Annotated in this window: 11 protein-coding genes; 8 read left to right on the forward strand and 3 right to left on the reverse strand. The window is 73.7% G+C overall.

The window, feature by feature from the left end; genetic code table 11:
* The first annotated feature begins 67 nt into the window (after positions 1–67).
* A complete protein-coding gene (locus tag QSK22_RS09310) occupies positions 68–280 on the forward strand; it encodes a DUF397 domain-containing protein (protein WP_285493621.1) in 213 nt (70 codons plus the stop codon).
* A gap of 93 nt (positions 281–373) precedes the next feature.
* Here the strand turns inward: QSK22_RS09310 and QSK22_RS09315 are convergent, their stop codons facing one another.
* Positions 374–1,246 carry a helix-turn-helix domain-containing protein gene (locus tag QSK22_RS09315; RefSeq protein WP_285493622.1) on the reverse strand — a complete coding sequence of 291 codons (873 nt, stop codon included), beginning with the start codon at positions 1,244–1,246 and terminating at the stop codon, positions 374–376.
* A 482-nt stretch (positions 1,247–1,728) separates the two neighbouring features.
* Between QSK22_RS09315 and QSK22_RS09320 the strand changes: the two genes are divergently transcribed.
* Entirely contained in the window at positions 1,729–2,460 is a 732-nt protein-coding gene (locus tag QSK22_RS09320; protein WP_285493623.1) for an MBL fold metallo-hydrolase, read from the forward strand.
* 78 nt (positions 2,461–2,538) lie between these two features.
* On the opposite strand, the gene QSK22_RS09325 is transcribed toward QSK22_RS09320, so the two are convergent.
* Entirely contained in the window at positions 2,539–3,438 is a 900-nt protein-coding gene (locus QSK22_RS09325; protein ID WP_285493624.1) for a LysR family transcriptional regulator, read from the reverse strand.
* 70 nt (positions 3,439–3,508) lie between these two features.
* Between QSK22_RS09325 and QSK22_RS09330 the strand changes: the two genes are divergently transcribed.
* Complete coding sequence (locus QSK22_RS09330) at positions 3,509–4,954, forward strand: MFS transporter (RefSeq protein WP_285493625.1); 1,446 nt, start codon at positions 3,509–3,511, stop codon at positions 4,952–4,954.
* 18 nt (positions 4,955–4,972) lie between these two features.
* Here QSK22_RS09330 and QSK22_RS09335 read toward each other — a convergent pair whose 3' ends face one another.
* Positions 4,973–5,764, reverse strand: a complete 792-nt coding sequence (locus QSK22_RS09335) for a 2,3-dihydro-2,3-dihydroxybenzoate dehydrogenase (protein WP_285493626.1) — start codon at positions 5,762–5,764, stop codon at positions 4,973–4,975.
* Positions 5,765–5,965: 201 nt separating this feature from the next.
* Between QSK22_RS09335 and QSK22_RS09340 the strand changes: the two genes are divergently transcribed.
* The 5 genes from QSK22_RS09340 to QSK22_RS09360 are packed head-to-tail and all read left to right on the forward strand — an operon-like array spanning position 5,966 to position 10,619.
* The gene (locus tag QSK22_RS09340; RefSeq protein WP_285493627.1) at positions 5,966–7,189 is read left to right on the forward strand and encodes an isochorismate synthase; all 1,224 of its coding nucleotides are present in this window, start codon (positions 5,966–5,968) and stop codon (positions 7,187–7,189) included.
* Positions 7,186–8,838: a (2,3-dihydroxybenzoyl)adenylate synthase gene (locus QSK22_RS09345; RefSeq protein ID WP_285493628.1), complete on the forward strand. Its 1,653-nt coding sequence runs from the start codon at positions 7,186–7,188 to the stop codon at positions 8,836–8,838. Before QSK22_RS09340 ends, QSK22_RS09345 begins: the two co-directional genes overlap by 4 nt.
* 7 nt (positions 8,839–8,845) lie before the next feature.
* On the forward strand, positions 8,846–9,514 hold the full coding sequence (locus tag QSK22_RS09350; protein ID WP_285493629.1) for an isochorismatase family protein: 669 nt from the start codon (positions 8,846–8,848) through the stop codon (positions 9,512–9,514).
* Positions 9,511–9,750, forward strand: a complete 240-nt coding sequence (locus QSK22_RS09355; protein WP_285493630.1) for a phosphopantetheine-binding protein — start codon at positions 9,511–9,513, stop codon at positions 9,748–9,750. Before QSK22_RS09350 ends, QSK22_RS09355 begins: the two co-directional genes overlap by 4 nt.
* Positions 9,747–10,619, forward strand: a complete 873-nt coding sequence (locus QSK22_RS09360; protein WP_285493631.1) for a siderophore-interacting protein — start codon at positions 9,747–9,749, stop codon at positions 10,617–10,619. Before QSK22_RS09355 ends, QSK22_RS09360 begins: the two co-directional genes overlap by 4 nt.
* The last annotated feature ends 10 nt before the right edge of the window (positions 10,620–10,629 follow it).

The following is a 10,629-nucleotide window of genomic DNA, read 5'->3' on the forward strand; positions in this document are numbered from 1 at the left end:
AAAGCGATCTTCGACGCTTGTGGTGTCGGCGGCACGGGGCCGCGATCGGCACGAAAGGAAAGTGACCATGAACGGGACCGGAGAAGCCCGCATCCAGGGCGCGGTGAAGTGGCGCAAGAGCAGCCGCTCCGAGGCCCACGGCGAGTGCGTCGAGATCGCCATGGACGGGGCCGTGTTCTGCGTGCGCGACTCCAAGGACCCCGACGGACCGGTGATCCGTCTGGGCCGCGTCGGGCGGGCGATGTTCGCCTTGGCGCTGCGCGAGCTCATCGGGGGCTGACACCGCCCGCGGGTGGGGGATGCGGCGGCCGTCGGGCCGCCGCATCCCCGGTCCCCCGCCGGTCATCGCCGGGTCGGTGCCGTACCGCACGGTTCACTCCGGCGCCCGCAGATCGGCGGCCAGCCGGGCGACGACCCCCCGCGCGTCGTCGCCGAAGACCGCCATCCGCGTCAGTGCGGACCAGGTCTGCCGGTAGATGCCGACCGACTCGGCGTCGTGCGCGGTCAGGCCGGCGTGGATCGCCTCCACGGAGACGTAGGCGTCGTCGGCGTCGTCGCCCTCGTAGATCACGAACCCGTGGGAGGCGATGGCCAGCGCCTGCCGCCCGGCCGGGATGATGCCGAGGGAGACGTTGCCGAGCGTGCTGAGCGAGACGACGCGGTCCCACTGCGGGAGCAGCAAGGCCCGCGCGTCCGGCCCGGGGCACCAGCGCAGCGCCCCCTCGGTGATCAGGAACTCGAACCGCTTGTCCTGCTCGTACAGCGCCAACTGCCGGTCCATCCGCGCCGCCACGGCGGCCGCAACGCCCTTCCTGACCTGCGGCAGCGGCGACAGGCCGAACACCTGCCGCGCGTACTCGGCGGTCTGCAGCAGACCGGGCACGAGCGCGGGCTGGAAGGTGCGCGTCACCCGCGCCCGGGCCTCCCGCTCGCGGGCCTCGTCCTGGCGGTGCGGCCGGTTGCGCAGGGACGCCCGCCAGGTGTGCACCTCGGTGAACGCGCGCTCCGCCAGCCGGACGAGCGACGCCTTGCGCTCGGGCGCGGCGCCGGTGAGATCGGCCCACCGCTCGACCTGCGGCAGCGTCGGCAACGCGTCCCCCGACTCGATCCGCGACACCTTCGACTGGCTCATCCCCTCGATCCCGCTCGCCAGCTCGCGGCCGGAGATGCCCGCCTGGCGGCGCAGCAGCCGCAGCTCGGCGGCGAGCTGCGCCCGCTCGCCGCTCGACTCCGACCGCCCGCTCACACCGGCTCCTCTCTCCGCCGTGCGACGCCGGACCTCCTTATGCGAAATGACCCAATCTGATTCACGTCAACTCACAGTGAATCATGCGCAACTGGATGCGCGCAACTCGTGGGGACACCGTACAGGCTTGCCCTCGGGGCGGTCATACCGTAGCAAGCAGTGATCAAATCTGGAGATCGCGAGTCATGTTGATGCAAGATGAGTCACGGCAGGTGCGGTTCGGGCTCCGAAGCGGCCGCGTCGCCTCAGGGGCCGGTGCCCGCCCGGGCTTCCGTCGGCATCGCCGACTCGCCACATCAAACGACCGCTAAAGCGGCAAAAAGGATGTCATGGACATGGCGTCAGGGTGGGGTGAAGACGTTCGCGTTGCGCGGCCCCCGCGTCCATAAAACTCCTGATCACAGTGAATGCGCCGATCCCCCCAGGTGAGAAGCTTCGCCCGGCTGCTGCATACCCGTCGAAGATCAGCCAGACTTCAGGCCATGGATGACATCACGGAGATCAGGGCCGGCGTCCATCTCGTCCACGGCACCGACACCAACTGGGTGATCCTGACCGAGGGGGACGCCGTCACGCTCGTGGACACCGGGTATCCGGGCGATCGGGAGCGCGTGCTGGCCTCGCTGGCGGCCGTCGGGCGGCGCCCCGAGGACCTGGCCGCGATTCTCATCACGCACGCCCACGGCGACCATCTCGGGTCGGCGCGGTATCTCGGTGAGACGCACGATGTGCCGGTGCTGATGCATCCGCTCGAGATCCCGCACGCGCGCCGGGAGATGCTCCAGCAGATCACTCCGGGCACGATCCTGGCCAACAGCTGGCGGCCGGGGGTGCTGCCGTGGGCGGTGCGCGTCGTTCGTGCCGGGGGCCTGAAGGACGTCAGCGTCCCGAAGGCCGCGAAGTTCCCCGAGCCCCTGGACGTTCCCGGCCGCCCCGTCCCCGTGCACACGCCGGGGCATACCGACGGCCACTGCGCCTATCACCTGCCCGAGGCCGGAGTGCTCATCACCGGCGATGCCCTGATCTCCGCACATCCCACCTCGCGGACGCGGGGCCCGCAGCTGCTGCCCCGGATGTTCCACCACGACTGGGCCGGGGCCGTCGCCGCGCTGGATGATCTGGGCGGGCTCGACGCCGACGTCCTCCTGCCCGGCCATGGACCGGCCTACCACGGTTCAGCGGCCGAGGCCGTGGAACGCGCGCGCCCGGTGTGAGTCACCGGTCGTGCGCGCGGCGGCCGCGCTGCTCCGACCGTGGGGGACGCCGTTGTCATGCGGGTCAGGCCGGCGCATTCAGGTCCAGTGTGCGTTGCGGGTGAGGACAGAGGCGGTGGCCAGGAGCAGGGCGGCGGCCGGGGGCAGGTGGTCGCGGCGCCAGACGATGTCGAGGTCGAAGGTGGGCAGGCCGGGGTCGGTCAGGGGCACTGCGGCGATGTCGGCGGAGGCGAGGGCCCGCGCCATCGAGGCGGGCACGAGCGTGAAGCTGGCGCGGTCGTCCAGGCGGGGGTGGCGCAGGCCGGGTATCGGGTCCTCCCGCCAGGCGAAGGCTTCGCCGGTCTGGTCCAGCGCGGCCCGCAGGAGGGCGTAGTGGGCGGGTGCCAGGTGCGGCGAGTAGAAGTAGAAGGTCTGTCCGGCGAAGTCGCGCAGGGCCACGCCCGTGCGGCCGGCGAAGGGGTGGCGGGCGTCGACCAGCGCCCAGAACGCCTCGCGGCGCAGCGGCTGGCGGGCGTAGCCGGGACGGTCGGGCACCGTGTGCGACAGCACCAGGTCCACCTCGCCGTCGGACAGCGCGGCGTCCAGGTCGGGTGACCAGCCTTCGCGGGCCTGGACGCGGAGGGCGGGGTGGCGGTCGCGGGCGGCGGCGATGAGCCGCGGCAGGGTGTCGTAGGCGGCCGACAGGACGTAGCCCACGCGTGCGGTTCCCAGTTCGCCGCGTCCGGCCAGCACGGTCCGCTCCACGAGCCGGTCGGTGCGGGTGAGGATCTCCCGGGCGCCTTTGACGAAGACGGCGCCGGCCTCGGTGAGGCGCACCGGCCGGCGTTCGAACAGCGGCGTGCCGAGGCGGTGTTCGAGGTCGCGGATCTGCCGGCTGAGGGGCGGCTGCGCCATGTGCAGACGCCGCGCGGCGGCGCTGAAGCTCTGCTCCTCGGCGACCGCGAGAACATACCGCATCAGCCGCAGATCGACCTCCATACCCTCAATGTATCGAGCGAGACTTTTTCGATCTTCGACAGCGGGCGGCCAGAGCTCCGACAATCCTGGGGTGACCAGCTGTCCGTCCCGCCGGCGTCGCCTGCTCGTGCTGGCGACCTGCTGCATGAGCCTGTTCATCGTCAGCCTCGACAACACCGTCCTGCAGATCGCCCTGCCGTCCCTCCAGCGGGAGCTGGAGGCGTCGCTGTCGGGCCTGCAGTGGACGATCGACGCCTACACCCTGGTGCTGGCCTCGCTGCTGATGCTCGCCGGGTCGATGGCCGACCGGTTCGGGCGGCGGCGCGTGTTCATGATGGGACTGGTCGCCTTCACCGCGGGCTCGGCGCTGTGCTCGCTGGCCGCGAGCCTGCGGATGCTGGTGGTCTTCCGGATGGTGCAGGCCGTCGGCGGCTCGATGCTCAACCCGGTGGCCATGTCGATCATCACCCACACCTTCACCGACCGCCGTGAACGCGCCCGCGCCATCGGAGTCTGGGGATCGGTGGTGGGCCTGTCGATGGCGGTGGGCCCCCTGGTCGGTGGGCTGCTTGTGGAGGGCGCGGGCTGGCGTTCGATCTTCTGGCTCAACGTGCCCGTCGGCCTGACCGCCCTGCTGCTGACCTGGGCGCTGGTCCCCGAGTCGCGCGCCGACACGGCCCGCCGCGCCGACCCGGTCGGCCAGATCCTGGTCATGGCGCTGCTGGCGGTCCTCACCTACACGATCATCCAGGCCCCCGAGCACGGCTGGGCCTCCCTCACCACCGTGCTGCCGGCGTGCCTGGTCCTGGCCTTGGCCGCGGCGGTGATCGGCTACGAGCTGCGGCGCGAGGAACCGCTGATCGAGGTGCGGTTCTTCCGCTCGCCGCTCTTCAGCGGCGCCTGCGTCAACGCGGTCGCCGCCTTCGCCACCCTGGGCGGTTTCCTCTTCCTGACCACCCTGTACCTGCAGAACGTGCGGTCCCTCAACGCCCTGCACGCCGGACTGTGGCTGCTGCCCATGGCCGTCATGACCTTCCTGTGCGCCCCGCTGTCGGGCCACCTGGTCGCCCGGAGGGGGCCTCGGCTGCCGATGGTGGCCGCGGGCTGCGCGATCGCCGCCAGCGGCACGCTGTTCGCCGCGTTCGACGGGCAGACCCGCACGTGGACGCTGCTGGTGGGGTGCGCGGTGTTCGGGATCGGCTTCGGGCTCGTCAACGCCCCCATCACCAACACCGCGGTCTCCGGCATGCCCCTGGCCCAGGCCGGTGTCGCCTCCTCCCTGGCCTCCACCTGCCGGCAGACCGGAAGCGCCCTGGGCGTCGCGGTGATCGGAGCCGTCCTGGCCTCCCGCATCGATCCCGGCGCCTACGCCGACACCTTCACCGCGGCCGCCCGTCCGGCCTGGTGGGTCATCGCCGGATGCGGCCTGGCCGTCCTCACCGTCGGATGGTTCACCGCCTCCGGCCGCACCCCGCCGCGCCCCGCCCCTGACGCCGCCGCGTCCCCGGCGCCGGTGACGCCGCTGTCCTCGTCGTGACCGCGTGCGGGGGCGCCTTCACGCCTGGAGGGTGGCGCCCCCGTCGACGAGCAGGTTCTGCATGGTGATGTGCCGTGCCCGGTCGGAGGCCAGGAAGACGACGGCGTCGGCGATGTCGGCCGGGTCGGCGATGCGGCCGAGGGGGATGCCGACGCGGAACCGCTCCGGATCCCCGGCGATCACCCGCGCGGCGTCGTCGTCGGACGTCCACAGCAGGCGCTGCATCGCCGTGTCGGTCGAGCCGGGGGACACCACGTTGCAGCGGATGCCGCTGCCGGCCAGTTCCAGCCCCAGGCAGCGGGCCAGCATGGTCGCGGCGGCCTTGGAGGCGGCGTAGGCGGCCATGCCCATGCGGGGCACCGAGGCGGCGTTGGACCCGACGACGACCAGCGTGCCGTCCCGGCGCGGCACCATCCTGCGGGCGATCTCGCGGAGAACGGTGAACACGCCGGTGGCGTTGACCGCGAAGGTGGCGGCCCAGTCCTCGTCGGTCGTGTCGCACACCGACGCGGGCCGCAGGACGCCGGCGGCCGACACCCCGATGCCGATCGGGCCGAGCGTGCGCTCCACGTCGTCGACGACGCGCGCGACGGCCGCGCAGTCCGCGACGTCGGCGGTGAAAGGCGTCACACGTTCGGGGAACCTGTCGGCCGCCTTCCGCGCCCCCGGGCCGTCGAGATCGACCGCGGCGACCGCGGCCCCCGCGCGGACCAGCGCCTCGACCACCGCCGCGCCGATCCCGCCGCCGGCCCCGGTCACCAGCGCGACCTTCCCCGCGATGCCCGCTTCCGCGCCTCCGGTCGTGGCCATCCGATGCACCCTCTTCCGCTCCGCCTTAGGTGAGGCTAACCTTTCACAAAGTTCGCGCTTAGGTTAGCCTCACCTAAGTCACCCCGGAAGTGGTGATGGCGACCGACCTCGGCGTCCCAGAGGGCGGCACGCCGAAGTCACGGCGGCGATACGGGCACCGTGCGGCGGTCGCCGAACCTCAGCGAAAGGGGAAACCTCGACGTGTCCTCACCTGTGCTGGACCGGCCACGGCCCGCGCATCGGGCGGCGGACCTGCTCGCCGCGTACCTGCCGGGCTCGTTCTACTTCTCATCGCCGCGCGGTTCGCTGCTCGCCGACGGCGTCCACTCCTTCGTCCGGGGGGCCGGGCACGGGTCCCACGCCCGCGCCGCGGCCGAAGCCCTCGACGCGGCGGCGGGCGTGCTGGCGGAGCCCCTGGTGGTCGGCGCCATCGGGTTCCGTCCCGACGCGGCGAGCAGCCTGGTCGTCCCGGCCGTGGTGCGCCGCGCCGGCGCGCCGGAGGCTCCGCTTGCGGGAGCCGCGCCGACGGCCGCCGGCCCGGCCTCGTGGACGGTCACGCCGCGGCCGGCCCCGGACGCGTACGCCGACGGAGTCCGCCGGGCCCTGCAGCTGATCGGCGGCGGCGACCTCGACAAGGTCGTGCTCGCACGCTGCCTGGAGCTGACGGCGGACGCCCCCGTCCCCGTGCCGGCCCTGCTCGCCCGCCTGGTGCGGGCCGATCCCGCGACCCACGCCTTCGCGGTCGACGTCACCGCCCCGGGCGACCCGGCCACCCGCACGCTGGTCGGCGCGAGCCCCGAACTGCTCGTCGCGCGGCACGGCGACCGGGTGGTGGCCAACCCGCTCGCCGGATCGCGGCCGCGCGCCGGCGACCAGGCGCTGGACCGCGAACGCGTGGCGGAGCTGACGGCCTCCGAGAAGGACCGCGACGAGCACGCCCACGTGGTGTCCCAGGTCGCCGAGGTGCTCGGCCGGTTCTGCGGCGAACTGCACGTGCCCGCCGACCCCGAGGTGATCGGCACCCCGACGATGTGGCACCTGTCGAGCCGCATCACCGGGCGCCTGGCGGACCCGGCCGACCCCGGGTCGTCGGCGCTGGCGCTGGCCGAGGCGCTGCACCCCACGCCCGCGGTGTGCGGGGTGCCCACCGCGCGGGCGCGCGACACCATCGCGGCCCTGGAGCCGGAGGACCGCGGCTACTACGCCGGGCTCGTCGGCTGGACCGGTCTCGGCGGCGACGGGGAGTGGGTCGTCACCATCCGCAGCGCCGAGGTGTGCGACCGGGCCGTCCGGCTGTTCGCCGGCGCCGGGATCGTCGCCGGTTCGGACCCGGAGGCCGAGCTGGCCGAGACCACCGCCAAGTTCGCCACCATGCTGCGCGCCCTCGGGGTGCGCGACGCGGCCACCGTGGAGGGCTCCGCGTGAGCGCGACCGAACACCCCGGACCCGACCACGTTCCCTGGCCGCCCGAGGTGGCGGCCCGTTACCGCGCGTCCGGCCACTGGCGCGGGCAGACGTTCGGCAGGCTGCTCACCGCGTTGGCGGCCGCCTACCCCCGCCGCACCGCGGTGGTGGGCGAACAGGCCGGGACGACGGTGCGCTGGACCTACGCCGAACTCGACGAGCGGGCCCACCGGATCGCCGCGGGGCTGGCCGACCTGGGCGTCAAGGCGGGCGACCGGGTGGTGCTGCAGCTGCCGAACATCCCCGAATTCGTGCCGGTCGTCTTCGGGCTCTGGCGCGCCGGCGCCTGGCCGGTGTTCGCGCTGCCCGCGCACCGCCACACCGAGCTGCGGCACTTCGCCGCGCACACCGAGGCCGTCGCGATCATCACCGTCGACCGGCACGAACGGCACGACCACGCGGCCACCGCACGCGCCGTCGCCGCGGACGTGCGCTCGGTCCGGCACGTGCTGACCGTCGACTCGGAACAGTTTCACGACCTGGCCGCGACACCGCCGCGCGAGCTGCCCGACCCCGACCCGGAGGGCGTGGCGTTCCTGCAGCTGTCCGGCGGGAGCACGGGCGTGCCCAAGCTCATCCCGCGCACCCACGACGACTACATCTACAGCGTCCGGGAGAGCGCCCGGATCTGCGCGCTGCGCCCTGAGAGCGTCTACATGGCCGCGCTTCCGGTGGCGCACAACTTCCCGCTGAGCTCGCCGGGGGTGCTGGGCGCCCTGCATGCGGGCGCGGCGGCCGTCCTGGCGCCGAGGCCGGACGCCGACACCGCGTTCCGGCTGATCGAGACCGAGCGCGTGACGATCACCGGTGTGGTGCCTCCGCTGGCCGCGGCGTGGGTGCAGGCCGCGGCGCGCACCGAACGCGACCTGTCCAGCCTGCAGGTGCTGCTCGTCGGCGGGGCCAAGTGCGGCCGCGAGCTGGCCGAGCGGATCGGGCCCGCGCTGGGCTGCCGCCTGCAGCAGGTGTTCGGGATGGCCGAGGGGCTGGTCTGCTACACCCGGCTCGACGACCCCGACGACATCGTGCTCGGCACCCAGGGGCGGCCCATCTCGCCCGACGACGAGATTCGCATCGTCGACCCCGACGACCCCGCGGCCCCCTCCGACGCGGAGGTGGAGCCCGGCCGGGTCGGCGCCCTGCTGACCCGCGGCCCCTACACGATCCGCGGCTACTACCGGGCCGCCGAGCACAACGCGGCGGCGTTCACCCCGGACGGCTTCTACCGCACCGGCGACCTGGTGCGCCGGCACCCCTCCGGGCACCTGGAGGTCGTCGGCCGCGCCAAGGAGCAGATCAACCGGGGCGGCGAGAAGGTGGCCGCGGAGGAGGTCGAGAACCATCTGATGGCCCACCCCCAGGTGCTCGACGCCGCCGTCGTCGCCGTGCCCGACGAGTACCTCGGCGAACGGACCTGCGCCTACGTCATCCCCACCGCCGGCGCCCGCCCCACCGGGCCCGAACTGCGCCGCTTCGTCCGCGAGCGCGGCGTCGCGGCGTTCAAGGTGCCGGACCTGGTCATGGTCGTCGAGGAGTTCCCGGTGACCGGGGTCGGCAAGACCAGCAAGCGCGAGCTGCGGGCGGCGCTGGCCGCCCGCACCGAGAAGGGGTGAAGTCCTGGTGTCACTGCCGAGCATTCAGCCCTACCGGCCGCCCACCGCGGACGAGATCCCGGCCGGCCGGGTGGACTGGCGGCCCGACCCGGCCCGGGCGGCGCTGCTGGTCCACGACATGCAGCGCTACTTCCTGGCCCCGTTCGCGGGCGCCCCGGTGCCCGAGGTGACCGTTAACATCGGCAGGCTGCTCGCGGCGGCCCGCGAGCAGCAGATGCCGGTGTTCTACACCGCCCAGCCGGCGCGCCAGGAACCCGCCGATCGGGGCCTGCTCACCGAGTTCTGGGGCGCCGGCATCGGCGCGGTCATCGACGCCGACCCGCGGGCCGCCGACATCGTCCCCGAGCTGGCCCCCGAGCCGGGCGACCGCGTCCTGGTCAAATGGCGCTACAGCGCCTTCCAGCGCAGCACGTTCGCCGAGGAGCTGGCCGCGCGGGGATGCGACCAGCTGCTCGTCACCGGCGTCTACGCGCACATCGGCTGCCAGGCCACGGCCGTCGAGGCGTTCATGCGCGACATCCGCCCGTTCCTGGTGGCCGACGCGGTCGCCGACTTCTCCCGCCAACGGCACGACCAGGCCTGCGAGTACGTCGCGCAGCGCTGCGGCGCCGTGCTCACCACCGCCGACGCCGTGACCGCGCTCACGGCGTCCGCACCGATCGGAGGTACCCGATGAGCGGCACGCCCGCCCTGTCCGCCGACCGCGTCCGGGCCGACGTCGCCGCCCTGCTCGGCTGCGCCCCGGAGGAGATCGCCCCCGACGAGAACCTGTTCGACCGCGGGCTCGACTCCGTCCGGATCATGACGCTGGTCGAGCGGTGGCGCGCGGCCGGCGCCACCCACCTGGAGGTGCCCGACCTGGCCGAGCGGCCCGAGCTGGCGCACTGGACGGCCCTGCTGGAGGGCGCGTGAGCAGGATCGTCTCCCGAGACCGCCACCTGTCCCGAGACCGCCACCTGGAGCGGATCGCGCAGGTCCGGGCCGGAACACGGGCCGAAAAGGTGCCCTACCCGATCCGCATCCGCCGGACCGAGGTGGTGCGCACCGCGATGGTCGGTGCGGGCCTGATCCGGGTGACGCTCGGCGGCCCCGGAACGGCGGGGTTCGAGTCCCACGCCCCCGACGAGCACGTCAAGATCGTCTTCCCCGACCCGGACGGGACGCTGCGCCTGCCCGAACCGGACGGGCTGATGCTGCGGTGGCCGAGGCCGTCCCCCACCACCAGGGAGTACACGGTGCGCAGCTACGACGCGCAGACCGGTGAGCTGGCCATCGACATCGCCCTGCACGACGGCGGCCTGGCCTCGGACTGGGCCCGGTCCGCCGAGCCCGGCGACCCGGTGCACGTCGCGGGCCCGCCCGGCGGGCTGATCGTGCCGCACGCCTACGACCGGTACCTGCTCGCGGGCGACATCACCGCGCTCCCCGCGATCGCGCGGCGCCTGGAGGAACTGCCCCGCACCGCGGCCGGCTGGGCGTTCATCGAGGTCGCCGACGCCGCGGAGGAGATCGAGCTGTCGGCGCCCGAGGACGTCCAGGTGCGCTGGCTGCACCGCGGCGACCGGCCGCCCGGAACCGGCGACCTGCTGGAACGCGCCGTCCGCTCGGTCGCCGTCCCGGACGGGCAGCGCGTCTACGTGTGGATCGCCGGCGAGGCCGGAACGCTCAAACCGCTGCGCCGCTGGGTGCGCGACGAACTGCGCCTCGACAAAGGCGACTACGACATCACCGGCTACTGGAAACGCGGCGTCGCCGACTACGACGACGACCACGAGCACTGAACCCGTCCCC

Origin of the sequence: Actinomadura sp. NBRC 104425 (assembly GCF_030269545.1) — a bacterium.
Taxonomy (GTDB): Bacteria; Actinomycetota; Actinomycetes; order Streptosporangiales; family Streptosporangiaceae; genus Spirillospora; species Spirillospora keratinilytica.

What these genes read in the sequence shown, in the direction of transcription:
- QSK22_RS09310 (WP_285493621.1), top strand. Translation starts at nt 68, where the DNA reads ATGAACGGGACCGGAGAAGCCCGCATCCAGGGCGCGGTGAAGTGGCGC.
- QSK22_RS09335 (WP_285493626.1), bottom strand. Translation starts at nt 5,764, where the DNA reads ATGGCCACGACCGGAGGCGCGGAAGCGGGCATCGCGGGGAAGGTCGCG.
- QSK22_RS09325 (WP_285493624.1), bottom strand. Translation starts at nt 3,438, where the DNA reads ATGGAGGTCGATCTGCGGCTGATGCGGTATGTTCTCGCGGTCGCCGAG.
- QSK22_RS09320 (WP_285493623.1), top strand. Translation starts at nt 1,729, where the DNA reads ATGGATGACATCACGGAGATCAGGGCCGGCGTCCATCTCGTCCACGGC.
- QSK22_RS09355 (WP_285493630.1), top strand. Translation starts at nt 9,511, where the DNA reads ATGAGCGGCACGCCCGCCCTGTCCGCCGACCGCGTCCGGGCCGACGTC.